The organism is Achromobacter sp. RTa, from assembly GCF_000757485.1.
Lineage (GTDB): Bacteria > Pseudomonadota > Gammaproteobacteria > Burkholderiales > Burkholderiaceae_B > Achromobacter.
The window spans coordinates 1-25,645 of the sequence record NZ_JPYO01000006.1 but is presented as its reverse complement, the minus strand read 5'-3'; the positions used below and the strand labels follow the sequence as shown (position 1 = coordinate 25,645).

At 65.4% G+C, this 25,645-nt stretch carries 24 protein-coding genes; 5 read left to right on the top strand and 19 right to left on the bottom strand.

The window, feature by feature from the left end; translation table 11 throughout:
• Positions 1 to 23: 23 nt before the first annotated feature.
• Together JL37_RS03155 and glmS are read right to left on the bottom strand one after the other, a co-directional pair.
• Positions 24 to 1,283 (bottom strand): nucleotide sugar dehydrogenase, encoded by a 1,260-nt coding sequence (locus JL37_RS03155; protein WP_081954968.1) that lies wholly within the window; start codon positions 1,281 to 1,283, stop codon positions 24 to 26.
• Between the two features lie 583 nt (positions 1,284 to 1,866).
• Positions 1,867 to 3,699: a glutamine--fructose-6-phosphate transaminase (isomerizing) gene (gene glmS / locus JL37_RS03150; RefSeq protein ID WP_043541938.1), complete on the bottom strand. Its 1,833-nt coding sequence runs from the start codon at positions 3,697 to 3,699 to the stop codon at positions 1,867 to 1,869.
• A gap of 151 nt (positions 3,700 to 3,850) precedes the next feature.
• Here glmS and JL37_RS03145 point away from each other — a divergent pair, with 151 nt between their 5' ends.
• Positions 3,851 to 4,339, top strand: a complete 489-nt coding sequence (locus JL37_RS03145) for an Lrp/AsnC family transcriptional regulator (RefSeq protein WP_043541937.1) — start codon at positions 3,851 to 3,853, stop codon at positions 4,337 to 4,339.
• Positions 4,340 to 4,372: 33 nt separating this feature from the next.
• Here the strand turns inward: JL37_RS03145 and JL37_RS03140 are convergent, their stop codons facing one another.
• The 6 genes from JL37_RS03140 to JL37_RS03115 all read right to left on the bottom strand — a co-directional run bounded on the left by JL37_RS03140 (position 4,373) and on the right by JL37_RS03115 (position 11,453).
• On the bottom strand, positions 4,373 to 5,431 hold the full coding sequence (locus tag JL37_RS03140; protein ID WP_043541935.1) for a glycosyltransferase family 4 protein: 1,059 nt from the start codon (positions 5,429 to 5,431) through the stop codon (positions 4,373 to 4,375).
• Positions 5,428 to 6,750 carry a UDP-glucose/GDP-mannose dehydrogenase family protein gene (locus JL37_RS03135; RefSeq protein ID WP_043541934.1) on the bottom strand — a complete coding sequence of 441 codons (1,323 nt, stop codon included), beginning with the start codon at positions 6,748 to 6,750 and terminating at the stop codon, positions 5,428 to 5,430. Before JL37_RS03135 ends, JL37_RS03140 begins: the two co-directional genes overlap by 4 nt.
• Positions 6,751 to 7,180: 430 nt before the next feature.
• The gene (locus JL37_RS03130) at positions 7,181 to 8,569 is read right to left on the bottom strand and encodes an MFS transporter (protein ID WP_052096820.1); all 1,389 of its coding nucleotides are present in this window, start codon (positions 8,567 to 8,569) and stop codon (positions 7,181 to 7,183) included.
• Positions 8,566 to 9,939, bottom strand: a complete 1,374-nt coding sequence (glmU, locus tag JL37_RS03125; RefSeq protein ID WP_043541932.1) for a bifunctional UDP-N-acetylglucosamine diphosphorylase/glucosamine-1-phosphate N-acetyltransferase GlmU — start codon at positions 9,937 to 9,939, stop codon at positions 8,566 to 8,568. The genes JL37_RS03130 and glmU overlap by 4 nt, the downstream gene beginning before the upstream one ends.
• A 68-nt stretch (positions 9,940 to 10,007) precedes the next feature.
• On the bottom strand, positions 10,008 to 10,763 hold the full coding sequence (locus tag JL37_RS03120; protein WP_043541931.1) for a PhaM family polyhydroxyalkanoate granule multifunctional regulatory protein: 756 nt from the start codon (positions 10,761 to 10,763) through the stop codon (positions 10,008 to 10,010).
• Between the two features lie 42 nt (positions 10,764 to 10,805).
• Entirely contained in the window at positions 10,806 to 11,453 is a 648-nt protein-coding gene (locus JL37_RS03115; RefSeq protein ID WP_043541930.1) for a glycine zipper 2TM domain-containing protein, read from the bottom strand.
• 130 nt (positions 11,454 to 11,583) lie between these two features.
• Here JL37_RS03115 and JL37_RS03110 point away from each other — a divergent pair, with 130 nt between their 5' ends.
• Entirely contained in the window at positions 11,584 to 11,805 is a 222-nt protein-coding gene (locus JL37_RS03110) for a DUF3717 domain-containing protein (RefSeq protein WP_043541929.1), read from the top strand.
• 6 nt (positions 11,806 to 11,811) lie between these two features.
• Here JL37_RS03110 and JL37_RS03105 read toward each other — a convergent pair whose 3' ends face one another.
• From JL37_RS03105 to JL37_RS03085, 5 genes are all read right to left on the bottom strand, one after another.
• Positions 11,812 to 12,417 (bottom strand): SCO family protein, encoded by a 606-nt coding sequence (locus JL37_RS03105; protein WP_043541928.1) that lies wholly within the window; start codon positions 12,415 to 12,417, stop codon positions 11,812 to 11,814.
• Positions 12,418 to 12,434: 17 nt separating this feature from the next.
• A complete protein-coding gene (cyoE, locus tag JL37_RS03100; protein WP_043541926.1) occupies positions 12,435 to 13,328 on the bottom strand; it encodes a heme o synthase in 894 nt (297 codons plus the stop codon).
• 13 nt (positions 13,329 to 13,341) lie between these two features.
• Entirely contained in the window at positions 13,342 to 14,376 is a 1,035-nt protein-coding gene (locus JL37_RS03095; RefSeq protein ID WP_043542100.1) for a heme A synthase, read from the bottom strand.
• 163 nt (positions 14,377 to 14,539) lie between these two features.
• Positions 14,540 to 15,169, bottom strand: coding sequence for a membrane protein (locus JL37_RS03090; protein ID WP_043541925.1), 630 nt, complete (start codon positions 15,167 to 15,169; stop codon positions 14,540 to 14,542).
• Between the two features lie 41 nt (positions 15,170 to 15,210).
• Complete coding sequence (locus JL37_RS03085) at positions 15,211 to 16,029, bottom strand: SURF1 family protein (RefSeq protein WP_043541923.1); 819 nt, start codon at positions 16,027 to 16,029, stop codon at positions 15,211 to 15,213.
• Between the two features lie 36 nt (positions 16,030 to 16,065).
• Between JL37_RS03085 and JL37_RS03080 the strand changes: the two genes are divergently transcribed.
• The gene (locus JL37_RS03080; protein WP_006224570.1) at positions 16,066 to 16,266 is read left to right on the top strand and encodes a twin transmembrane helix small protein; all 201 of its coding nucleotides are present in this window, start codon (positions 16,066 to 16,068) and stop codon (positions 16,264 to 16,266) included.
• 130 nt (positions 16,267 to 16,396) lie between these two features.
• Here JL37_RS03080 and JL37_RS03075 read toward each other — a convergent pair whose 3' ends face one another.
• The 5 genes from JL37_RS03075 to coxB form a co-directional block, all read right to left on the bottom strand.
• Complete coding sequence (locus JL37_RS03075) at positions 16,397 to 17,272, bottom strand: cytochrome c oxidase subunit 3 (protein WP_042795688.1); 876 nt, start codon at positions 17,270 to 17,272, stop codon at positions 16,397 to 16,399.
• Positions 17,273 to 17,309: 37 nt separating this feature from the next.
• Positions 17,310 to 17,534 (bottom strand): DUF2970 domain-containing protein, encoded by a 225-nt coding sequence (locus JL37_RS03070; RefSeq protein WP_043541919.1) that lies wholly within the window; start codon positions 17,532 to 17,534, stop codon positions 17,310 to 17,312.
• Between the two features lie 9 nt (positions 17,535 to 17,543).
• Positions 17,544 to 17,669: a cytochrome oxidase small assembly protein gene (locus tag JL37_RS30830; RefSeq protein WP_043541918.1), complete on the bottom strand. Its 126-nt coding sequence runs from the start codon at positions 17,667 to 17,669 to the stop codon at positions 17,544 to 17,546.
• Between the two features lie 30 nt (positions 17,670 to 17,699).
• On the bottom strand, positions 17,700 to 19,307 hold the full coding sequence (gene ctaD / locus JL37_RS03060; RefSeq protein WP_043541917.1) for a cytochrome c oxidase subunit I: 1,608 nt from the start codon (positions 19,305 to 19,307) through the stop codon (positions 17,700 to 17,702).
• Between the two features lie 107 nt (positions 19,308 to 19,414).
• Complete coding sequence (gene coxB, locus JL37_RS03055; protein ID WP_043541916.1) at positions 19,415 to 20,572, bottom strand: cytochrome c oxidase subunit II; 1,158 nt, start codon at positions 20,570 to 20,572, stop codon at positions 19,415 to 19,417.
• A gap of 290 nt (positions 20,573 to 20,862) precedes the next feature.
• Between coxB and JL37_RS03050 the strand changes: the two genes are divergently transcribed.
• The gene (locus JL37_RS03050; protein WP_043541914.1) at positions 20,863 to 21,675 is read left to right on the top strand and encodes an NUDIX hydrolase family protein; all 813 of its coding nucleotides are present in this window, start codon (positions 20,863 to 20,865) and stop codon (positions 21,673 to 21,675) included.
• Here JL37_RS03050 and JL37_RS03045 read toward each other — a convergent pair.
• Positions 21,672 to 24,374 (bottom strand): cation:proton antiporter, encoded by a 2,703-nt coding sequence (locus tag JL37_RS03045; protein ID WP_043541912.1) that lies wholly within the window; start codon positions 24,372 to 24,374, stop codon positions 21,672 to 21,674. The two genes, JL37_RS03050 and JL37_RS03045, sit on opposite strands and share 4 nt — an antisense overlap.
• A gap of 194 nt (positions 24,375 to 24,568) precedes the next feature.
• On the opposite strand from JL37_RS03045, the gene cpdA reads away from it, so the two are divergent.
• The gene (gene cpdA / locus JL37_RS03040; protein WP_043541911.1) at positions 24,569 to 25,408 is read left to right on the top strand and encodes a 3',5'-cyclic-AMP phosphodiesterase; all 840 of its coding nucleotides are present in this window, start codon (positions 24,569 to 24,571) and stop codon (positions 25,406 to 25,408) included.
• The last annotated feature ends 237 nt before the right edge of the window (positions 25,409 to 25,645 follow it).

Here is a 25,645-nt window from a genome sequence, read left to right as displayed (position 1 = left end):
AGTGATCGATAGTGAGCCTGAACTTAAAGAGTCCAGTACAGGAGATCGGACTGAAGCCGCTTGCTGTCCAGCACCGACTTCAGGTCGCACACCATGCCGCCGCTCTTGACCAGCGCGGGCATGTCGTCCCAGATGGAATCCATGGTTTCGCGGTGCGGGACCGCCAGGATCAGCACGTCCATGTCGCGGAACTGGTCGCGCTCCACGAGCTTGATGCCGTACTCGTGCTCCATCTGCTCCGCGTCGGCCATGGGGTCGCACGCAACCGGAGTAATGCCGTACTCGCCAAGGGCGTTGTACAGATCGACTACCTTGGAGTTACGGATATCCGGCACGTTTTCCTTGAAGGTCATGCCCAGGATGCCGACTCGGGTCGTGGCATTGAGCAGGCCGTTGCGAGCCAGCTTCTGCACCACGCGCGAGGCGACGTGGTTCGCCATGCCGTCATTGATCCGCCGGCCCGACAGGATCACTTCGGGGTGATAGCCGAGCTCCTGCGCCTTGGAGGTCAGGTAGTACGGATCGACGCCAATGCAATGGCCGCCCACCAGGCCGGGCGAGAACTTGAGGAAGTTCCACTTGGTGCCGGCGGCCGCCAGCACTTCCGAGGTGCGGATGCCGACCAGATCGCAGATCTTCGACATTTCGTTCATCAGCGCGATATTGATGTCGCGCTGCGTGTTCTCGAGCACCTTCGCGGCTTCCGCGACCTTGATCGACGAAGCGCGGTGCACGCCGGCATCGATGATTTTTTCGTAGACGCCGGCGATGGTTTCCAGCGATTCCTCGTCCTGGCCGGAGACGATCTTGACGATCTTCTCCAGCGGATGCTCGCGGTCGCCCGGATTGATCCGCTCGGGGCTGTAGCCCAGCTTGAAATCGGTGCCGCAGCGCAGGCCGGAGGCTTTCTCCAGTTCCGGTCCGCAGATTTCCTCGGTGGCGCCCGGGTGGACGGTGGATTCAAAAACGACGATGCAGCCGGGGCGCAGCACGGGGCCGATCGTGCGGCAGGCACGCACCAGCAACGAAAAATCCGGATTGTTCTTCTCGTCCACCGGCGTGGGGACGGCCACCACGAAGAAGTCGCAGCCTTCCAGTTCCGTCACCTGGTCGGTGAACTGCATGGGGGAGGCAAGCAATACGTCGCGTTCGATCTCGCCTGTCCAGTCGTCACCCTCTTTCAGCCGCGCGATTCTCCGATTGTCCACATCAAAACCGATGACATCAAAGCGCTTGGAAAATGCGACGGCTACGGGAAGGCCGACATATCCAAGGCCACACACTGCGATTCTCTTTACCACGGGGGGACCTCACTATTTTCGTCGTGTCGGAGACACTAGAAATCGACGCCCTGAGACACGAAATCGATGCGAAATCGAATACGTTTTTCTCAGCTTTGGCGGGCGTATTGCTTAAGAATATTTACAGCTCGATACTCGCTTAAACGTGCCAAGCGATGAGCCAACGAATCGTAAAGGGGGCCGACAGCAAAATTCTTTCTAAAAATTTTTATTGCTGTGGAAATAAATCAGATTCGTCGCAATAAACCCAGGGAAATCCCTCAAACAATTACATTCATTACATGAACCGCAACATGGACCGGCCACGAGGTTGTTAGCAAATATATAAAAGAGTTTTTCTTGGTCCGGTTTAACCAAAATGAAAAAACATAATACCCATCAGGGGGTTATTTATTAATCGCCCAAGGATATGTCATATTCCAAAACAGCCTGGATACAGTCATTATTCAGAAATAACAAAGCCTGACTTCCGCCCTCGGGATAGTGAGTATTCGCATATGCAAGGCCCGCAAAAGCAAAAGCCCACCGCGTGCGGGTGGGCTTTTGCTCGATACTGCCGCCGGCCTTACTCGACCGTCACGCTCTTGGCGAGGTTGCGCGGCTTGTCCACGTCGGTGCCACGGGCGCATGCCGTGTGGTACGACAGCAGTTGCAGCGGGACTGTGTGCAGGATGGGCGACAGCTTGCCGTAGTTCTCGGGCATGCGGATCACGTGCATGCCTTCGGCGCTCTGGATCTTGCTGTCGGCGTCCGCAAATACGTAGAGCTCGCCGCCGCGGGCGCGCACTTCCTGCATGTTGGACTTCAGCTTTTCCAGCAGTTCGTCCTTGGGCGCGATGGTGACGACGGGCATGTGCTCCGTCACCAGGGCCAGCGGGCCGTGCTTGAGCTCGCCGGCCGGGTAGGCTTCGGCGTGGATGTAGCTGATTTCCTTGAGCTTGAGCGCGCCTTCCAGGGCGATCGGATAGTGCATGCCGCGGCCCAGGAACAGGGCGTTCTCCTTGGAGGCGAAGCGGTCGGCCCAGGCCATGATCTGCGGTTCCAGCGCGAGCACGGAACCAATGGCCACGGGCAGGTGGCGCAAGGCCTTCAGGTGCTCGGATTCCTGTTCTTCGGTCAGCTTGCCGCGCACTTGGGCCAGGGTCAGCGTCAACAGGAACAACGCGGTGAGCTGGGTGGTAAAGGCCTTGGTGGAGGCCACGCCGATCTCGACCCCGGCGCGCGTGATGTACGACAGCTTGCACTCGCGCACCATGGCGCTGGTGGACACGTTGCAGATGGTCAGCGTGTTTTCCATGCCCAGCGAGCGGGCATGCTTCAGCGCGGCCAGCGTGTCGGCGGTTTCGCCCGACTGCGAGATGGTGACCACCAGCGAACGCGGGTTGGGCACGCTGTCGCGATAGCGGTATTCGCTGGCGATTTCCACGGCCACCGGGATCTTTGCGATCGATTCGATCCAGTACTTGGCGGTCAGGCCGGCGTAGTAGCTGGTGCCGCAGGCCAGGATCAGCAGGGAATCGATGTCCTTGAAAATCTTGTAGGCATCGTCGCCGAACAGTTCAGGCGTGATGGACTCGATGTCCTGCAGCGTATCTCCGACCGCGCGGGGCTGTTCGAAGATTTCCTTCTGCATGTAGTGGCGGTAGGGACCGAGTTCGGCCGCGCCGGTGTGCACGTGCACGGTGTGCACTTCGCGGTCCACGTTCTTGCCGCTGGCGTCGACGATCCAGACGCGCGACAGCTGCAGGTCGACGACGTCGCCGTCTTCCAGATAAATGATCTGATCGGTCGTGCCGGCCAGGGCCAGCGCGTCGGAAGCCAGGAAGTTCTCATTCTGGCCCACGCCCACCACCAGCGGCGAGCCCTGGCGCGCGCCCACCACACGATGCGGTTCGTCGCGGCAGAACACGGCGATGGCGTAGGCGCCATGCAGGCGGCGCACGGCGTTCTGCACGGCTTCGAACAGGTCGCCGGCATACAGGTGATTGACCAGGTGCGCGATCACTTCGGTATCGGTCTGGCTTTCGAACACATAGCCGACGGCCTGGAGCTCGGCGCGCAATTCATCGTGGTTCTCGATGATGCCGTTGTGAACCAGCGCGATGCGCGGCTCGTCGTTGCCCAGATGCGAAAAGTGCGGGTGGGCATTGTGCGTGGCGGGCACGCCATGGGTCGCCCAACGGGTGTGGGCGATGCCGGTGTAGCCCTGCAGCTTGTCTTGCGAAACCTGTTCGGCCAGCTCGGCCACGCGCTGCGTGCTGCGCGTGCGGCGCAGGTGGCCGTCGGCGTAGACCGCGACGCCGCAGGAATCGTAGCCGCGGTATTCCAGGCGCTTGAGGCCTTCAACAAGAATCGGGGTGATGTCGCGCTGGGCGACGGCGCCAACAATGCCGCACATAGGGAGTGCTCCGGGAAGTTCGTGTACGGACGCATTGTGCTCGCCCCGCAAAGAAATTTGATTTCTTTATCTGGTCATTTATGTAAATTAATTCCCTTACATATTTGTGATTAAATAATCTTTCTTCCAGAACTGATTTTTGAAATTAACCATGCAGAATCCACCGATTCCACTGCCAGAACTGGATGATCTGGACCGGCGCATTCTTGAACAGTTACAAGAAGACAGCTCGCTGACCAATCAAGACCTCGCCCAGCGCGTGCATGCATCGCCGCCTACATGCCTGCGGCGCGTCCGCCGGCTGGTGGACGAAGGCGTGATCGACCGGCAGGTGGCCATTCTGTCTGCCGGCAAACTGGGCAGCACGCTGACCGCAATCGTGGAAATCACGCTGGACGTGCAGGCGGCGGAACGCTTGGACGAGTTCGAGCAGAGCATGCTGGCCGAACGCGCGGTGCTGCAGTGCTACCGGGTCTCGCCGGGGCCGGATTTCGTGGTGATCGCGCAAGTGAAGGACATGCCGGCCTATCACGCGCTGGTGCATCGGGCGTTCACCGCCCAGGCCAATGTGCGCAACGTGCGCACCTTTTTCTCGGTGCATCGCGCCAAGTTCGAAACCCGGATCGACGTACGGGCCTGATACCCATGCGCCGCCTGCGCGATGCCCCGGGATTCAGCGGCGGGCAAGCAGGCGCTCGAACTGCGCCAGATAGCGGTTGCCCATTTTTTGCACGTCGTGCTCGTTGCGGACGTACTCATAGGCGCGCTCGGTGACTTCCTGGCGGAACGCCGCGTCGTCCAGGCAACGCGCCATGCCTTGCGCCATGGCCTGGAAATCGCCCACGGCGCACAGCACGCCGCGCCCGTCGGCCAGGCTTTCCTTGAGCCCGCCGGCATCGGTGGACACCACCGGCACGCGCTGCAGGAAGGCGTCCAGCACGCTGCTGCCCAGGGCCTCTTCTTCGGAGCTCATGACGAACACGTCGAGGATGCTGTAGAAATCTTCGACGCCCTTGCGAAAGCCGGCAAACTGGTAGACGCCCTCGATGCCGAGCCTGCGCGCCTCGTCTTTGGCCTGCTGCTCGCGGTCTCCGCCCGCGCCGAAGTGCAGGAACACGAAGTCGCGGCGCGTCTTGGCCAATTCGCCCACGGCGCGCACCAGCGTCACCGGATCCTTGTCGCGGATCAGCGCGGCGGACGTGGCCATGACCTTTTTGCCGGCCAGGCCGAATTCACGCGCCAGGCTGGCGACGTTCTCGGCATTGATCTCGTGCGGCTCGACCGCGCTGCGGATGATGACCGGCTCGATACCCAGGCGGCGCGGCTCGCCCGCGGCCATCTCGCTGATCGCCACGAACAGATCCGCGTGGCGCCACTTGAAACCGGTCTTCCATTCGTCGCCGGGCTTCACCACGAAGGAGGTGCGGCGCGAGAAGACCACCGGCCGGCGATGCAGCCATTTGGTCAGGACCGCCCAGGTGATGGTGTTGGCCGTCTGCGCGTGGACGACGTCGTAGCGGCCGGCTCCGGCCAGAAAGGCCAGCTGCCCGGGCACGTTGCGGCAGGTATGGGCCACGAAGCCCTCCTGGCGGGCGCGTTCGGCCAGTGGCGCTCCTTCGCGGCACATCACTTCGACGTCGTGGCCTGCCTTGCGGAAGGCGCGCATGCAATAGAGGGTCTGCCGTTCGCCCCCGCGCCAGCCTTTCTCGAAGTTCAGTTGCAGGATCTTCATGCGCGCCCGATGCCCGAGTACTCGAAGCCCAGGGCGCGCACGTCGGCCGGCGTGTAGAGATTGCGGCCGTCGATGATCAGCGGCGTCTTGAGCAGGGCCTTGACGCGGTCGAAGTCGGGCGCGCGGAAAACCTTCCACTCGGTCGCGATCAAGAGCGCATCCGCGCCGTCCAGCGCATCGTACATGTCGGCGGCGAAGCTGATGCCGGGCTTTCCGGCCAGCACGCGGCCCGCCTCGTGCATGGCCACGGGATCATAGGCGCGCACCTCGGCCCCGCGGCGCGTGAGTTCGGCAATCGCCGTCAGGCTGGGCGCTTCGCGCATATCGTCCGTATTGGGCTTGAACGACAGGCCCCACAGCGCGATCTTGCGGCCGTGCAGGTCTTCGCCGAAGCGCTCGACCAGCTTTTCGGACAAACGGAATTTCTGGGCGTGGTTGGCGGCTTCCGCGGCTTCGATGACCCGCATCGGCAGGGAATTCTCCGCAGCGGTGTTGACCAGGGCCTGCACGTCCTTGGGGAAGCAGGAGCCGCCGTATCCCGCGCCGGGATACAGGAAGTGGTATCCGATGCGCGGATCGGCGCCGATGCCGCGGCGCACCTGCTCGATGTCGGCGCCCAGCGCCTCGGCCAGGTTCGCCATTTCGTTCATGAACGAAATGCGCGTGGCCAGCATGGCGTTGGCGGCGTACTTGGTCAGTTCGGCCGAGCGCACGTCCATCACCATCAGGCGGTCGTGCGTGCGCTGGAAGGGCTCGTAGATGCGGCGCATGACGCCGATGGTGTAGTCGTCGTCCGCGCCGACCACGACCCGGTCCGGGCTCATGAAGTCGTTGATCGCCGCCCCTTCCTTCAGGAACTCGGGGTTGGACGCCACGCTGAACGGAATCTCCACGCCCCGCTCGGCGAGTTCACGCGCGACGACCTCGCGCACCTTGTCGGCCGTGCCCACCGGCACGGTGGACTTGTCCACGATCAGCTTGCGCGCCGTCATGTGGCGCGCGATGTTCTGGGCCGCAGCCAGCACATACTTCAGGTCGGCGGAGCCGTCTTCGCCGGGCGGAGTGCCCACGGCGATGAACTGCACGTCGCCGAAGGCGACGCTTTGCGCGATATCGTCGGTGAAGTGCAGGCGGCCGGCCTGCACGTTGCGCCGCACCAGGTCTTCCAGGCCGGGCTCGTAAATGGGGATGCCCCCCTGGCGCAACAGGGCGATCTTCGCCGCGTCCACGTCCAGGCACATGACGTCGTTGCCCATGTCGGCCAGGCACGCCCCCGACACCAACCCCACGTAACCGGTACCCACGACCGTGATCTTCATGCCTGAACGCCTCAAAAATTGGTAAGCCTTGCCCCCGATATCCAGAACCGGGCGCAGGTCGCCATTATAGGAGCGGCTCCCGGCGATGTCTGACAGCCGTACGAGATGACGGGACGGGTTGCTTCGGCGCCGTTGGGTGTCTGACACCCGGGAAGTGTCTGACACCCGTACGGGATGACGGGACGGGTTGCTTCGGCGCCGCCGGGTGTCTGACACCCGGGAAGTGTCTGACACCCGTACGAGATGACGGGGCGGGTTACTTCGGCGCCGTTGGGTGTCTGACACCCGGGAAGCGCCTGCCTCAATCCGAAGAACGGCTCGTACGAGATGACGGGACGGGTTGCTTCGCCGCCGCCGGGTGTCTGACACCCGGGAAGCGCCTGCCCCAATCCGAAGAACGGCTCGTACGGGTGTCAGACACGAGCCCGCGCTAGGGCTTCAGCTTGGTAAACCGCACGGTGTTGACCACCACGGCAAGGCCGGCGCAAACCGTCCCCAGAACCAGGGCCAGGCCCGGACCATGGGCCACGCTGATGCTGAACGCGATGGCGACCAGCGCCGTGCCGAAACTCTGGCCGAACACACGGGTCGTGGCCTGCAGTCCGCCCGCCGCGCCGCTGCGCGAACGGGGCGCGGCCGAAAGCAGGGCCCGGTTGTTCGGCGTCTGGAAGAAGCCGAATCCCGTGCCCGCCACGAACATGCCCGCGATGATGGGCCAGTTGGACACCGAGGCCGGCAGCGCCGCCAGCCACAGCATGCCGGCCACCATCGTGGCCGCCCCGGCCCCGCTCAGGGTGGCGGCCGAATAACGGTCGGACAGCCTCCCCGCCAGCGGGGCGATGATCGCGGTGCCCACGGGCCAGGCTCCCATCAGCATGCCCACCTCCAGGTAGGGCCGGCCGAGGACCTGCTGGAAGTAGAACGGCAGCGACACATAGGACGCCATCTGCGCCGCAAACGTGCAGGCCGACGCGCCCACGGCGAAGGCCAGCGGACGGATGCGCAACAGGTCGACCGGCACCAGCGGCATCGGCTGCTGGCTGGCCCGGCGCACCAGCACCAGGCCGACCACCGTCGCGATCGCGACCAGGCCGATGCCGCGCAGCAGGTCCATGCCCATCATGTCCACCCCGGAGATGAATACGCCCAGGGTGACCATGCACAACAGGGCGCTGACCCAATCGAGCTTCACGTTGTTGCGCGGCACCTCCGGCAGATGGCGCAGGCCCAGCATCGCCAGCATGCAGATGGGAAGGTTGACCGCGAAGATCCAGGGCCAGGGCGCCACCGACAGGATGGCGGAGCCGATGGTCGGCCCCAGCACCGACATGATGGCCACCGTGGTGGCGTTGATGCTGATCCCGCGGCCCAACAGCTTCAGCGGATAGATATTGCGCACCAGCCCGCCGAACATGCACATCAGCGTGGCGGCGCCTATGCCCTGGAACACCCGCGCCGCCGTCAGCTGCCAGAGCGTGGCGGCCAGGGCGCACCCCAGCGAGGCCAGCGTGAACAGCATCAGGCCGAAGGTGAACATGCGGCGAAAGCCGATGCGTTCGGCCAGCGCCGACAGCGGCAGCAGCATTGTCACCACCGCCAGGTTGTAGGCATTGACGATCCAGACCGCCTGGGCCGGCGAAGCGTTGAGGTCGACTGCGATGGTGGGCAGCGCGACGTTGGCGATGGTGGTGTCCAGCACCGACAGGCTGATGCCCGTCATCACGGTTGCCGCCGCCCAATAGCGCCGCGGCGTCGGCAGGCCGTCGGGCGGGGCGGGCTTGGGCGCCCCGCCTGGGGCTGCGTCTTTCTCGCCGGTCACGATTTCTTGACCGGGCGTTGCCAACCCTCGACGGTGAGTTGCTTCGGGCGCGATACGGTCAGTTTGTCGGCCGGCGCGTCCCGGGTCAGGGTGGTGCCGGCGCCCAGCGTCGCGCCGCGGCCCACGCGCACCGGCGCGACCAGCTGCGTGTCCGAGCCGATGAAGGCGTCGTCCTCGATGACGGTGCGGTGCTTGTTCACGCCGTCGTAGTTGCAGGTGATGGTGCCCGCGCCCACGTTCACGCGGGCGCCGATGTCGGCATCGCCAATGTAGGCCAGATGGTTGGCCTTGCTGTCCTCGCCCAGCACGCTCTTCTTGATCTCGACGAAGTTGCCCACATGGCTGCGGTCGCCGAGCTCGGCGCCCGGACGCAGGCGCGCATACGGACCGACGCGCGCGTCGCGCCCGACCTGGGCCTGCTGCAGATGGCTGAAGGCCTCGATATGCGTGCCAGGGCCGACGCTGACGTCGCGCAGCACGCAATGCGGGCCCACGCGCACCCCGTCGGCCAGCGTCACCTGGCCTTCGAACACGCAACCCACGTCGATGAAGACGTCGCGCCCGCAGGTGAGCGAGCCGCGCACGTCGAAGCGCGCCGGGTCGGCCAGCGTCACGCCGGCTTCCAGCTGGCGGCGGGCCTGCTCGCTCTGCCAGCGACGTTCCAGTTCGGCCTGCTGCACTCGGCTGTTCACGCCCAGCGTTTCCCAGTTGGCGCCGGGCTGCGCCGCGCCCACCGGCACGCCGTCGGCCACGGCGAGGCCGACGGTGTCGGTCAGGTAGTACTCGCCCTGGGCGTTGTTGTTGTCGATGCGGGACAGCCAGTCCTTCAGCTTCGCGGTGGGCGCGCTGAGGATGCCGGTGTTCACTTCCTTGATTTCGCGCTCGGCGTCCGAGGCGTCCTTGTGTTCCACGATGCGGCAGACGTTGCCTCGATCGTCGCGCACGATACGGCCATAGCCGGTGGAATCGGCCAGCACTTCGGTCAGCACGGCGGCGCCTGCGCCGCGGGCCTCCAGCAGGCGCTTGAGGGTTTCAGGCTGCACCAGCGGCACGTCGCCATACAGCACCAGCGTCACGTCGTCCTTGCCATCGCCCTCCAGCAGCAGCGGCACCGCCTGCTGCACCGCGTGGCCCGTGCCGTGCTGGGGCTGCTGCAGCGCGAAGTGCAGGTCGGCCTGGCCTTCGAAAGCCTGCTTGACGCGGTCCGCGCCATGCCCCACCACGACGATGATGCGCGCCGGATCGAGCTGGCGCGCGCTGTCCAGCACATGGGACAGCATGGGTTTGCCCGCGAGCGTGTGCAGCACTTTGGGAAGGTCGGACTGCATGCGTTTACCCAGTCCGGCGGCAAGAATCACTACGTTAAGCATAAGTTCCACAATGTTGAAGACGGCCCGGCGGCCTTGCGGCCGTCCAGGGCATCGATTGAATAGGAGGGCTAGCTCGCGGCCGGCCCCGTTTTCTTGCTGGTCTTGGCGGCGCTACGGGAAGCGGCGGGCTTGCGGGCCGCCGGCTTGGAGGCCCCGGCCTGCGGCGCGGCCTTGGAATCGCCCGCTTTCGCCTTGGACGCGGCATCGGCGCCGGGCGCGGCCGGCATGGACGCGGCCGTGGCGGCGGCGATCTGGTTGAACTGCTGCTGCAGCAGGTCCCACCACGCCTTGGAAGCCGATTGCGCCGCGGCGCCCATCTGCTCGCTCATCCCCGGCGCGGCCGAGGGCGGCTCGCCCGCCGCGTTGGCCGCATCCTGGCCCTTGGCGTTGCCATTTTCCGCCGCCTTGGGAGCGGCGGCCGCGGGCTTCGGCGCGGGCTTCAGCCCCAGCACGACTTCCAGCGGCGACGCCGCGCCGCTTTCGCGCACGGCGGCCATGTCCATATTTGCCGCGCTGTCCACGAATGCGCGCAGCGTGCTGATGGTGGAGCGCTGCACTTCCATGCCCTGGATGGTGCTGGACAGCATGCTCAGGTTCATGCGCAGCCAGTTTTCCACCGACCGCAATTCGGCGATGCGGCGGTCCAGGTCTTCCAGATTCATCGGAGGAGCCATGGGCAGGCTACTGGCCAGTCCCCCCGGCCCGGTCAGGCCGGCCCAGGCCTGGCGCATCATTTCCATGCTGGCCAGGAGCGGGTTGCCCGACAAGTCGGAATGCTGACCCATGCCGGGTAGGACGAACGGGTTCGATTGTTGGTCGCTCATTCCTGGTCTCCCCAAAACAGATAATTGCCTGCCGCGCCGGGCCTACCCCGGCAGCAGCTGGTTGTTCTCCACGCGCACGTGATCGCCGGACGCAAACGCGAACGGCTGCGCGCTACGGAACTGGCGCGCGCTGCCGTCGCTCATGCGCACGGTGAGCTCATAGTGCGTCACCGTTTGTTGCTGTCTGATATTACGCTCAACTTCACGGCCTGCCAAAGCACCGCCGACCGCGCCCAGCACCGTCAGCGCGGTCTTGCCGCTGCCGCCGCCGAACTGGTTGCCCACGACGCCGCCCGCCACCCCGCCGGCAATGGTGCCGACAAGATGGTCGCTGTTGTCCTTCACGGGCACCTGGACCTGGCGGATGGATTCGACGACGCCGCAGCTGGCGCAAGCCTGCTTCGCGGGCGCCGGGGCAGGCGCTTGAGCAGGACGGGCCGTCTGCCCAGGCTCGGGGCGAGCCTGCTGGCCAGGCGCGCCCTGGGCGGGCGGAGCGGGCGCCAGGTTGGCGCCTTCCGGGCCCGCCTCGGCCACAGGCTCATCGGCGTGCGGATTGGCGGAGGGCGTGGGCAGCCATCCCAGCACGGCGGCCACGCCCACCGAGCACATGACGATCACGGCGACCGCCGCGGCCGCGACCAGCGGATGCAGCGCGCGCCGCGGCGCTTCGATTCGGGTAGGGGTACTCATAACGATGCTCCATCGTAACTAACCGGCAGTGGTATAGCACCCGCCCGCGGTTTCGGCATGTTGCGATGGTGACGCTTCTTTGCTGGCGGCGCCCGGTGGACAGCACTGGCCAATCGTGGACAATAGGCGCATGGATTCCGTCACCCTGCCCCTGCTCGAACAGGCGATCAACTACTGGCGCAATGTCTCGCCGTCCGTCGGCGACGAATGCCGCCTATGCCCCGAGGCGGCCGCGCTGGCAACCCCGTACGCGCTCATGATCATGGCCCACCGGCGCGAAATCCCCGCCGCGGAACTCGGCGACAAGGCCCGCGCCGCGCTGGACGGCTGGGCCGTCGCAACGGGCAGATAGCGCCCTTTATTGCTTCAGCAGGGCCTGGATGTCGTGCGTCAGCGCGTCGACGCCGATATTGTTATTGGCCAGCACGCGCGATTCGCCCTTTCCGTCCAGCAGGTAGAAGGCGGCCGTGTGATCCATGGTGTAGCTGCCGTCCTTGGTGGGCGCCTTGGCGTAATAGGCCTTGAACGACGCAGCGGCCTTCTTGACCTGGTCCGGCGTGCCCGTCAAGCCCAGGAAGCGCGGGTCGAAGGCGGTAACGTATTGTTTGAGAACCTCGGGCGTGTCGCGCTCGGGGTCCACCGTGATCAGCAGCACCTGCACGCGGTCGGCGTCCGGCCCCAGCTTCTTCATGACCTCGGTCAGTTCGGCCAGCGACGTGGGGCACACGTCCGGGCATTGCGTGAAGCCGAAGAACACCACCACCACCTTGCCGGCGAAGTCGGACAGCTGGCGCAGTTTGCCGTTGTAGTCGGACAATTCCATGCCGCGGCCCAGCTGGGTTCCGCTGATATCGCTGCCCTTGAACACGGGCGCGCTCTCGCCGCAGGCGGCCAGCGCGGCGGTCAAGGCGGCGGCGGCGCCCAGGCGCAAGGCCAGCCTGCGGCTGGTGGAAAACACGGACATCGACAACCTCCAGGAAATCAGCGCAACAGGCCGACCCAGTGGTCCGCCAGCAGGGCGCCGAAGAGCAGCGCCAGGTAAAGAATGGAAAACCGGAACATGCTGCGCGCCAGTTCGTCGCTGTAGGCGCGGTACAGCCGCCATGCGTAGGACACGAACATGCCGCCCAGCACCAGTGCGGACGCCAGATAGAGCGCGCCGCTCATGCGGATGGCGTAGGGCAGCAGCGTGGTCGCGACCAGCGCCACGCTGTAGAGCAGGATGTGCAGGCGCGTGAACTGGTTGCCATGCGTCACGGGCAGCATGGGCAGCCCGGCCTTGGCGTAATCGTGATTGCGATAGAGCGCCAGCGCCCAGAAGTGCGGCGGCGTCCAGATGAAGATGATCAGGACCAGGACCCAGGCTTCGGCCGGCACCGAGTCCGCCACCGTGGCCCAGCCCAGCGCCGGCGGCATGGCGCCGGACAGGCCGCCGATGACGATGTTCTGCGGCGTGCGCGGCTTGAGAATGACGGTGTAGATGACCGCATAGCCCACGAAGGTGGCGAAGGTCAGCCACATCGTCAGGGGATTGACCAGGTGGTAGAGCACGAACATGCCCGCGCCGCCCAGCAGCCCCGAGAGGGACAGCACCTGGAAGGCCGAGATCGTGCCGCGCGCCGTGGCGCGGCGGGCGGTTCGCAGCATGCGCGCGTCCACTTCCTGTTCGATCAGGCAGTTGATGGCGAAGGCGGCGGCCGCCAGCAACCAGATGCCGATGGTGCCGAACACCACCCGCCGCATGTCCGGGATGCCGGGCGCGGCCAGGAACATGCCGATCACGGCGCAAAACACCGCCAATTGCGTCACGCGCGGCTTGGTGAGGACGAAATACTGGCGGAGCAATCCGGTTTGGGGAGCGGCAATACTGGTCATAATGAGCCCTATTTTAAACGCGCACCGAATTGGGGCCGTATTCACCCGCGGGCGAACGCCGCGCCGTGGACAAACGCACCATCAAGACCACCGCGGCCAGCGTCAGGCCGGCGGCGCCTCCATTGTGCAACACCGCGATCAGCAGCGGCCACTGGAAGAAGATCGTCGTCAGGCCGGTCACGAGCTGCGCCGCCAGCAGCGCCAGCATCAGCGTGGCGGGGCCGCGCAGCCCGGGCTCGGCCCGCAGCCGCCAGGCCAGCGTGCCCAGGTACAGGAACACCACGAAGGCGAAATTGCGGTGCACCCAATGGATCGCCGTGAGCGCGGGCTGGGAAATCATCTCGCCGGAAGGAAGCTCGCCCAGGCCGCGGATGATCGAGTACCCGCCGTGGAAGTCCATTTCAGGCACCCACTGGCCGTGGCACATGGGGAAGTCCATGCAGGCCAGCGCGGCATAGTTGGTGCTGACCCAGCCTCCCAGGGTCACCTGCACCAGCAGCAGCCCGAAGCCCACGGCCACCCATGGCTTCCAGCGCGCGGCCGACTCGGGCACGGGCAGATGCGGGCGCTCGCGTGCGGACAGCCAGGTCATCAATGCCAGCACGGACAGGCCGAACACCAGGTGCGCCGTCACGACAGCGGGCATCAGTTTGTGCGTCACGGTCCAGGCGCCGAACGCGCCCTGCACGCAAACGGCCACCAGCGTGGTCACGGCCAGGGCCGGCGAGCGGCCCAGTTCACGGCGATAGCGCCACGCCATGTACACGATGCCGATGATCAGCATGCCCAGGATGGAGCCGACGTAGCGATGGATCATCTCGATCCAGGCCTTGGAAAGCGTGACGGGGCCGAAAGGCATGGCCTGGGACGCTTCGTGGATATCCCCCATGGCGCCCAGCGGCGTCACGCTGCCGTAGCAGCCCGGCCAATCGGGACAACCCAGCCCGGAATCCGTCAAGCGCACGAATGCGCCGAACATGATCAGGTCCAGCGTAAGGAACCAGGTGAAGAAAACCAGTTTGCGATACCGCGCTTTGATGCGTTCCATTTCCATAAACCATTACTCTGCCGCGCGGATTCCGCGGCACGAAAAACCAGCAGCCCCCCGCATGCGAACATCGCCACGCCAATCAGGGCCGCGCAGATCCGGCTCCGCCGGTCTGCTGCGGCGCCCCCCTGGGGGGGAAGCGCCGCAGGCGCTCCGGGGGGGATCACCCTATCCTAGAGCTGTAGACCAGCTTGCTGATGTCCTTGCGCACCTTCACTCCGTCGGCCTCGGCAGGGTACTGCATCATGAGGTTGCCCAGGGGATCGATCACCCAGATCGGATCCTGCAGGCCGGGCTGCCCGGCCGCGGTATCGCGCGCCATCAGGAAGCGCGCCAGCTGATCCGGGTTCGCGCGCACCATGACCGTGCCCTTGTAGGCCTCCAGCACCTTGTCCGGCACCGGCGCGTCATCGGTGATGAACCAGACGCGAGCCAGCCGGTCCACGTTCTTGCCCTGGCTGGCGTGGCTGTTGCGGGCGATGAAGAGCTTGCGGGCGCAGCTGTCCGGGCAGGCCCCGCCGTCGGCGGCCACCAGCAGCCACTTGCCCTTCAGGCTCTGCAGGTCGAAAGGCTTGCCGTCCAGCGTGGTCAGCTGCAGGTCGGCGGCCGCGGGCATGGGCCGCTGCGGGCTCACCAGCGCGCCGTAGTTGCTGGTTTCGTCGGGCCACCACTGCGGGTTCATGTAGACCACGACGGCGGCGACGATGGGCGCCAGGCTGCACAGAAACACTAGCAGCATGGGCATCAGGGAGCGCTTGCCGGCGGGCCGGGTAGGAGAAATGTCGCGAGCCACTTTGTATCCTGTTGTCTTGCGGGTTGATGGTGGACGCCGGCTCAGGCCTGGGACCCGGCGGACTCGCGGCGCCGCATGCGCCGGATGGCGCCCCCCAGCACCACCAGCCATGCCACGGCCGCAATCGAAGCAAAAGCGAACCACTGTACGGCATACGAGGTGTTCTGCTGGAAGTCCACGGACGGCTGCGGCCAATCGCGCACCAGCCCGTCGTCCGCGCCGCCGTCCGATTGCAACAGCACGGTGGGCAGCAGGGCAAGTCCCGTCGCCTTGGCATAGGCATCCAGCGGCAGGTTCTGCACCTGCGGCACGCCGTCGCCGGCCGGCAGCCTAGCCGGCAGGACGGATTGGTCCGATCCGCCAAGCGACCAGATCTCGAACAACCGGGGCACCCGCAGGGAAAGTTCTCCGGTCACGGTCTGCGTGCCCTCGGGCGTGCCCGGCAAGGACGGCTGCGCCGGCCCCTGGCCGGGAGCCTGCCCCGCCGCCGGCAGGGCCCGCGGCAGCCAGCCGCGCAGCACCAGCACGGCGCGCTTCGCGTCGCCATCCAGCAGCAAGGGCATGGCCAGCCAGTAGCCGGGCCTGCCGTCATGGTTGCGGTTGTCCAGCAGTACACTGAATTGCGGCTGCCACACGCCCGTGGCTTGCGCGGCCCGCCATGCGGTCATGTCCGCGGGATCGGTCCCGGGCGTCAGTTTCAGCGGCGCCTGCTTGCGGCCCGCCTCGATAGCGGCCAGAATGGCGCGTCGCTCGTCGCCGCGGCGCAATTGCCATTGCCCCAGCGACGCCAGGATGATCACGGCGGCGCCAAGCAGCAGCAGGGCGGCTACCGTGTAGCGGGTTGAATGCGGTCGGGCCATCTTTCTTCAATAACTCTGATTTGTCCGGAGACCACCATGCGCGTTTTTGTCGTCCTGGCCTTTATCGGTATCCTGGCCAGCCTGGCATCCGCCCTGGTCTACCTGATGCGGGACAAGGGCACCACCAGCCGCACAGTCAACGCGCTGACGGTACGCATCGGACTATCGGTAGCCCTGTTCCTGTTCGTGCTGTTCGCCCACCACATGGGCTGGATCGAGAGCACAGGCCTTAGATAGGCATCCGGGACCCGGGTTCCCGCCACACCCCGCGGGAATGTAAAAGCGCGATGGACGCCGGGCTTGCCGCCCAGCCTCCTATCGCGCTTTGCTCTCCGCGCAAGCGGGTACGGGGAGAGCTTTTTCCACCTCAGAACCAGTAGACGAACAGGTACAGGCCCAGCCACACCACGTCCACGAAGTGCCAGTACCAGGCCGCGCCTTCGAAGCCGAAGTGATGGTCGGCAGTGAAGTGCCCGCGGATCAGGCGAATCAGGATGACCGTCAGCATGGTGGCGCCCAGCAGCACGTGGAAACCGTGGAAGCCGGTCAGCATGTAGAACAGCGAACCGTATGCGCCCGAATTGAACTTCAGGTTCAGTTCGGTATAGGCGTGGTGGTATTCGTATGCCTGACAGGCCACGAAGACGAAGCCCAGGACGACCGTGGCCAGCAGCCAGAAGATGGTCTTGCCGCGATGGTTTTCGCGCAGCGCATGGTGGGCGATGGTCAGCGTGACGCCGGAGCTCAGCAGCAGCGCCGTGTTGATGGTAGGCAGCCAGAACGGGCCGACGGTCTGGAAGTGCTCGACCACGCCGGCGGGGCCGAAGTTCGGCCACACGGCCTGGAAGTCGGGCCACAGCATCAGGCGGTGGTCCATGTCGCCCAGCCACGGCGTGGTGATGGTGCGCGTGTACCAGAGGGCGCCGAAGAACGCCGCAAAGAACATGACTTCCGAGAAGATGAACCAGCTCATGCCCCAACGGTAGGAACCGTCGATGCGCTTGCTGTTCAGGCCGATCTCGGATTCGTGGATGGCGTCGCCAAACCAGTAGTACAACACCACGATCAAACCGATAAAGCCCGCCAGCAGGGTCCATTTGGCCCAGCTGACGCCGTTGATCCAGGCCGCGGCGCTCAGGCCCATGAACAGCAGCGCCACAGCCGTACGCACGGGATGACCCGAGTCGGCGGGCACAAAGTAGTACGGTGCCTCTTTACCTTGAACCGAGTGGCTTGCACTCATGGCTTTCTCCCTGGTACAGATTTATAGATTAAGTGATTCAAGTCAGGCTGGAAACGGCCCAACGCACAATTAATACCAGCACAGTAACGAAGATAGCCGCTGCCAGCAGCCCCGCCACGATCACATGGACCGGGTTGAGCTTGGCGACGTCTTCCCGGTGGCCCGCTCCCTTGCGGACGCCGAAAAATCCCCACGCCACCGCTTTCATCGTCTGAAGAAAGCTCAGCTTGCGCTGGGAAGTCTGGCGCAGGTCATCGCTCATGGCCGCCGCCTAGTTGACGGCAACGCCGGACAGCAGGGCCGATCCGCGCAACACGGTCCAGGCGAACACGGCGATGACGAAAGCCAGAAGGATCAGTCCTGCGATCTTGTTGCGGCGGCGCTGCTCGGGTGTCATTGCTGTGCTACCTGGATCATGAAAGCGTGTTTACTTCACTTCGGGCGGAGTTTCGAAGGTATGGAAGGGCGCCGGCGACGGCACCGTCCATTCCAGGCCCTCGGCGCCTTCCCAGGGCTTGGCCGAGGCCGGCTCGCCCTTGCCCGCGTAGCAGCGCAGCATCGCCCACAGGAAGATCAGCTGCGACAGGCCGAACCAGAACGCGCCGATGGTGGCCATCTGGTGGAAGGTCGTGAACTGCCCCGCGTAATCGGCGTAGCGGCGCGGCATGCCGGCCAGGCCCAGGAAGTGCATCGGGAAGAAAGTCACGTTGAACGAAATCAGCGTGGACCAGAAGTGCAGCTTGCCCAGCTTTTCGCTGTACATGCGGCCCGTCCACTTGGGCACCCAGTAATAGGCGCCGGCGAACAGGGCGAACAGCGAGCCCGCCACCAGCACGTAGTGGAAGTGGGCGACCACGTAGTACGTGTCGTGCACCTGGATGTCGATGGGAGCCACCGACAGGATCAGCCCGGTGAAGCCGCCCATGGTGAACACGAAGATGAAGCCGATCGAGAACAGCATCGGGGTTTCGAACGTCATGGAGCCGCGCCACATGGTGGCGACCCAGTTGAACACCTTCACCCCGGTGGGGATGGAGATGAGCATGGTGGCGTACATGAAGTAGAGCTGGCCGGTGACCGGCATGCCCGTCGTGAACATGTGGTGCGCCCACACGATGAAGGACAGCACGGCGATGGACGCGGTGGCGTAGACCATGGAGGCATAGCCGAACAGCTTCTTGCGGGCGAACGCGGGAACGATGGCCGACACGATGCCGAACGCCGGCAGGATCATGATGTAGACCTCGGGGTGCCCGAAGAACCAGAACACGTGCTGGTACAGGACCGGATCGCCGCCGGCGGCGGCGTTGAAGAAGCCCGTGCCGAAATGGCGGTCGGTCAGCACCATGGTGATGGCGGCGGCCAGCACCGGCATCACGGCCAGCAGCAGGAAGGCGGTGATCAGCCAGGTCCAGCAGAACAGCGGCATCTTCATCAGCGTCAGGCCGGGCGCGCGCATGTTCAGCACGGTCACGATGATGTTGATCGCGCCCATGATGGAGGACGCGCCCATGATGTGCAGCGCGAAGATCGCCAGGTCCATGCCGGGGCCCATCTGCAGCGACAGCGGCGCGTACAGGGTCCAGCCGGCCGCGGTGGCGCCGCCGGGCACGAAGAACGACGCCGTCAGCATGATGGCGGCCACGGGCAGCAGCCAGAAGCTGAAGTTGTTCATGCGGGCGAATGCCATGTCGGACGCGCCGATCTGCATCGGGATCATCCAGTTCGCGAAGCCCACGAACGCCGGCATGACCGCGCCGAACACCATCACCAGGCCGTGCATGGTGGTGAACTGGTTGAAAAGCTCGGGGCGGAAGAACTGCAGGCCCGGCTCGAACAGCTCGGTGCGCAGCAGCAAGGCCAGCGTGCCGCCCTCCAGCAGCATGACGAACGAGAAGATGAGGTACATCGTCCCGATGTCTTTGTGGTTCGTGGCAAAAAGCCAGCGGCGCCAGCCGGTGGGGATGGCGTGGTGGTGGTCATCGTGACCGTGGCCGTGGCCCGGCGACACGTGGTCTACAGTGACGCTGCTCATGATGGACTCCTTCCTGCTGAGTGCCGCCCCCGATCCACGGGGCCGGCAGGGTATCTCTAACTAAACGGAACCGGTTCTAACGGTGGAGGAACTGGGCGCGCGCGCTATCAGCGCCCGGCCACCACGTCCTTCGGTAGAACCGTCGGGTCCTGCCCCTTGCCTGCATTGCTCCAGGCATGGCGCGTATAGCTGATGACCGCTGCGATCTCGACATCGTTGAGCTGCCCGCCGAATGCCGCCATCGCGGTGCCGGGCTTGCCCTTCAGCACGGTGTTGATCTGTTCCGCCTTCGGGCCCAGAACAACCTTGTCTCCGTCAAGCGCAGGGAAACTTCCCGGGATGCCCTTGCCGTTGGCCTGGTGACAGGCAACGCAATTCGCCGCGAAAACCTTCTCGCCGCGGGCAACCAGTTCGGCTTCCGTCCACTCTTTATTGGGATCGTCGGCGTTCGCCGCCATCTTCTTCTTTTGGTCTTCAACCCACTTATCGTAGTCGGCTTGCGCCAGAACTTCCACGACGATGGGCATGAATGCGTGGTCCTTGCCGCAAAGTTCCGCGCACTGACCACGGTAAATGCCGGGTTTGTCGGCATTGAACCAGGCATCGCGCAGGAATCCGGGGATGGCGTCCTGTTTCACGCCGAAATCGGGAATCATCCAGGAATGGATGACGTCGGCGGCCGTCAGGACGACGCGGACCTTCTTGTTCACCGGGACGACCAGGTGATTGTCCACTTCCATCAGGTAGAACTCGCCCTTGGGCTCGCGATTCTCGATCTGCGCGCGCGGGGTCGACAACGTGGAAAGGAACTTGATGCCGGCGGCCGGGCCATCGAGGTACTCGTAGCCCCACTTCCATTGGTAGCCCGTGACCTTCACGGTGACGTCGGCGCTGGAGGTGTCTTTCATGGCGACCACGGTCTTGGTGGCCGGCAGCGCCATGGCGATGACGATGATGAATGGGATCACCGTCCACGCGACTTCGACGCCCAGGTGCTCGTGGAAGGTCGCGGCCTTGTGCCCGCGGGATTTGCGGTGCGCCCAGATGGAGTAGAACATCACCCCGAAGACGCCGATGAAGATCACGATACAGATCGTGAGCAGCATCCAATGCAACCACATGATGTCGCGCGAAATCGACGTGACGCCCTCATGCAGGTTGAGCTGATTGACCTTCGGGCCGCCGGGCATGTCTTGCACCTGAGCACCCGCCACGCTGCCAATCAGCATCGCACAAGCCCCCAGTATCCCTCTCCACTTCTTCATGCTTACCTCGAAACACGGCGCGTAGGTCCGTTCTCTAGTGGCGGAAGTCACCGGAAACGGGCAACGCGCAATTATTAGATGGCAGGGCGAGGCAGGGAGATAGAGCGGCCCCTGTCGTTCCCACTCGAAATCACAAAGAAACTGCCGGATTATAGCGGACGCGCAAACAAACGTAATTTAGTGCTCTTGACTTTGTCGAAACCGCCCCTGGCTTGCGCGCACCCACTTGACCGTGCGGCCGAAATCGGCTGGCATAAAATCGTCAGGAACTTCACCACCGCAAACCCACGATGCAACAGCAGTTGTCCGACTTGTACGCCGCCCTTTGCGCGCGCGCCCAAGAACCCGCCCCCGACGGCGCACGCGCTTTATATATAGCGGGGCGCCGCTGCGGCTGGGCCACGCACGCGGCTTGCGACGCCTTGCGCGGCGCCAGGAATATCGACTCGGACGGCGTGGCCCTGCGCATCGGCACGGGCATCGAGCCGGGCGCGGACCTGGATCGCGTGCTCGAACAGGCCGCGGAACTGTTGCGCCAAGCCAACTGCTTGCGCGGCTGGCGCGACGAATTGCTGGACGTGATGGACGGCGACGAGCCCCTGGGCGTGATCGAACGCGCGGCGGTCCGCCCGCTGGGCCTGCTCACCAAGGCCGTGCACTTGAACGCCTGGACGCCGGACGGCCGCCTGTGGGTCGCGCGCCGCGCGCTCAGTAAGTCCACCGATCCCGGTATGTGGGACACATTGGTGGGCGGACTGGCCGGCAGCCGCGAGGACCTGGAATTGGCGCTGGTGCGCGAATGCGGCGAAGAGGCGGGGCTGGACGAACCCGATTTGGCGCGGCGCTCGCCCCTGCGCACGATCCTGCGCATCCATCGCCGCCTGCCCGAGGGCTACCAGGTCGAAGACGTCCTGACCAGCACCTGCGTGCTGGCGGCCGACGCCCGTCCCGCCAACCGGGACGGCGAGGTCATGGAAATCGCAACGGTCGACGCGGCCACGGCCGTGCGCCGGATCGCCGACGGCGAATTCACGCTGGAAGCGGCGCTGGTGATCATCGAAGACATCATGCAGCGCCGCGCGGGCGGCGAAATCCCGGCCTAGCGCGGCACGACACCGGGCTCGCCCAGCACTTCGCCTGGCTGCGCATCCTCGCGCGGCGGGTCCGCGACGGGAGTTTCCTGGGCCGCAGGGGCGGCTTGCGCCTCGGCGACGGGCGGCGCGCTCACGCCCGCCGCTTCCGCGGCTTCGGCCGCCTGCGCCGGGCTGGGCGCCGACGCGGGGGCAGGCGCCGGCGCGGGCGCGGCGTTGGCCTGCGAGAACTGCTTCCACACTTCGATCGCGCGCAGGCGCTGCTTGGCCACCAGCTGGATGCGCTCGCGCAGATGCTCGTCGCGCGCCAGCAAGGCGTGGAAGTCCCGCGACGACAGCATCAGGAGCTTGCTGTAGCCCAGCGAGGTGACGTCGGGCGCGATCTGCTGCTCGCCCAGCAGCCCGAGCTCGCCGAAGAACTCTCCGCTGCCCAGCTCGATCATCGTGTTGTCGGGCAGGTGCACGGCCACGGCCCCGGACGCCACGAAGCACATCTCTTCGCCGTGCCGGCCCTTCGTAAGCACGCGCTGGTCCGGCAGCGACAGCCGCGGCTTGAGCAGCTTGCTGATGGCCCGCAGCGAGTCGGCCGACAGGCCCTCGAACAGGGGCACGCGCTTGATCAGCTCCGCCGCGCTCATTTCGATGTCCAGCGGCGGGTGCGTATCGATATGGGCCCAGCGGCTCTTCAATTGCGCCATCAGGTCCGCGTACACCTCGCCGCTGATCAGGAATTGCTCGAGCATGTCGCGGTAGCGGATACGCTCCATTTCGCGCGCCACCCGGCCCAGATAGCTTTCCTGAAGCCACTGCGCGTAGGACGGGTATTGCAGGTTGAGGGCCTGCATGGCGTTCTCGATCAGGTCCAGGCGGCGCTGATGCAGCGACACGATGCGCTGAGTCGCCTCTTCGCCCAGCAGGGGCGTGATCTGTTCGCGCGCGAATACGATCAGGCGCTGCGCGACCGACCGCTTGCTCATCAGGTTGGCGAAGCGCTGGCCCAGCTCGCGCGCCAGCCAGCCCTGGAACCCGAACAGGTAGTGCAGGCGCAGGGCGAGGCGAAAGCCGGTGGAATAGCGCACGTCGGCGGCGATGGCGCGCTCGAAGCCCGGGATGCCGCCCAGCCGGATCGCGTCCTCCAGCCGTTCCGCCCGCGCCAGCAGGGCCTCGGCCATGCGCCAGTCCACGATCTGCGCCTTGAGGATGTCGAAGAACATTTCCTCTTCGCGCTGCGCCACGATGGCCAGCCCCACCGCGACGCGCTGGTCGTCGGTCATCTGGCCGACCTGGCCGTCATGCACGCTGGTCAGGCTGGCGTCGAACACGGCGCGGATGCGGTCGCGGACTTCAGTGCCGATATGCTCGGTCTTGGCCACCTCTTCGGTCTTGCCTTGCAGGTCTTCCAACGCCACGGCCAGGGCCTGGTTGCGGATGGTGCGCTCCACCGGCGACAGCTGGTTCAGGCCCAGCATGCGGATGAGCGGCCGCAGACTGATGCCGTTGATGAACAAGGTCAGCAGCACATAGCTGGTGGTAGCCACCGCGATGAACTGGCGCGCCTCTTCGGCCACGCCGATCTGCTCCGTCACGGCCAGCGCCAGCGCCAGCGACACGGCGCCGCGCAATCCGCCCCACAGCATGACCACTTTGTAGGGATTGCTGACCTTGGTCCCCAGCCGGGTCAGCCCCAGCAGCGGCAGCAAGCCGAAGACCACGATGGCGCGCGCCACCAGCGTGGCGACGAACACCACCGCCACCAGCGCCAGTTCCTGCCAGTCGGCCGCCGCCATCAGCTTGGGGATCAGCATGGCCGCGAACAGGAAGATCAGCGAGTTGGCCCAGAACCCGAACTGTTCCCAGGCGCTGGACAGGTATTCGAAGGTGGTGGGCGACATGCGCGTGCGGCCGGTGGACCCGACCACCAGGCCGGCGATCACGGTGGCGACGACGCCGGAAACATTCAGGTAGTGCTCGGAAATGAAGAAGGACAGATAGGCCAGCGTCAGCGTCAGCGTGATTTCCGCCGTGGGAAAGCCGCGCAGCCAGGCGAACAGGAAGCAGGCCAGGCGCCCCATCGCGAAGCCGGCGACGCCACCGCCGATGAAGTGCACGATGAAGTCGTTGAAGATGCCGCTTGCCGTCAATTCGCCATGGCCGCCCAGCACGGCCAGCAGCACCGAATACAAGGCGATGGACGCGGCATCGTTGAACAGGCTTTCGCCTTCGACCAGGGTGGTCAGGCGCTTGGGCGCGCCCACTTCCCGGAAAATGCCCACCACGGCCACCGGGTCCGTGGTCGCCACGATGGCGCCCAGCAGCAGGCAGACCACCAGGCCGTAGGAAGATATGGCGTCCAGGGTGACGCCGACCACCACGGTGCACACCACCACCGCCACGATGGCCATCATGAGGATGGGGCCGATGTCGTCCATCAGGCGCCGCACGTTCATCGACAGGGCGGTTTCGAACAGCAGCACCGGCAGGAACACCATCAGGAACGTTTCGGACGAAATCTCGAAGCGTTCCAGGGAGTCCAGGAAGTCGCCTATCCAGCTGGGCGCCCAGCCGTGGACGTGCACGATGATGCCGAGCAGGCAGCCGACGATAGCCAGCAGCACCGAGTACGGCAGCTTGAGGCGGCCGGCCAGGGGCGGCATGAAACAGACCAGCGTGAGCAAACCGGCCAAGCCGAATACGAGAAAACCGACATCCATGGGTAGCGCCGCGTCCGATCTTGAAGCTTGTGTAAAGTTTCACAAGAATAGCGGCTTTTTTCCCTGGCTTTTGGCCGGAAACTGTAGAGAATCGTAGAGAATGCACGTTTCGTTACCCCAATACAGGCGCGCGAAACGCGTCGCGGCGCGTTTTTGGGTAATGTGGAATCGCACCAACTTTTCAGGAGCGGCACTTGGCCCGCATCCATTCCCTGGGCCGGCGCGACGACGCGCCCGCCATGCTGGTCCAAGTGACCGATAGCCATCTGTTCGGCGCGGCCGGCACCGCGATGCTGGGCGTCGACACCGACGCCAGCCTGCGCGCCGTGCTGCGCCAGGTCGAAGCCGACGGCCGCCACCCCGACCTGCTGCTGGCCACGGGCGACCTCTCGCAAGACGGCGAAGCGGCGTCCTACCAGCGCTTTGCCTCCATTCTGTCCGAAGCGCCGGCGCTGGACCGCGCCTGCATGCGCTGCCTGCCGGGCAACCACGACCTGCCGGCCGTGATGCGCCAGGAATTGCCGGAATGGTCGGCGCCGGTGACCGACGTGGGCGCCTGGCGCGTCGTTGCGCTGGACACCACGGTGCCGGGCTCGAACGCGGGCCACCTGCCCGACAGCGAGCTGGACATGCTGGAGGCGGCGCTGGCCGAGGCGCCCGGCCGCCACACGCTGGTGGCCATGCACCACAACCCCATGCAGATCGACAGCCACTGGCACGACACGATGATGATCGACAACCCGCAGGCGCTGTTCAAGCTGCTGGCCCGCTGGCCGCAGGTGCGCGTGCTGCTGTGGGGTCACGTGCATCACGAATTCGACCGCCGCAGGCACAACCTGCGCATGCTGGCCACGCCATCGACCTGCTTCCAGTTCAGCATCCGCGACGGCAAGCACGTGGTGGACAACATGGCGCCCGGCTACCGCTGGATCAAGCTGTACCAGGACGGATCGATGGCGACCGGCGTGCGGCGCGTGCAGGACGCGCTATGGCATCCCGCCCTGGCCGCGCCGGACAAGGCGCGCGCAGCGTAAGGGAAAAGCGCCCCCCCCCTCGGGGCCAGCGAGCACGCAAAGCATGCGCAGCGCTGGAGCCCGCTCCACATCCTCACAAAAATAGCCGCGCCCCCCGCCGGGCCGCCCCAAGGCGGCGCAGCCCCCTCGGGGGGCAGCAAGCACGCAACGCGTGCGCAGCTTAGGGACCCACAGAAGAATAGTCGCGCCGCCGCCGGGCCGCCCCAAGGCGGCGCAGTGTATGGACCGGGGACATGG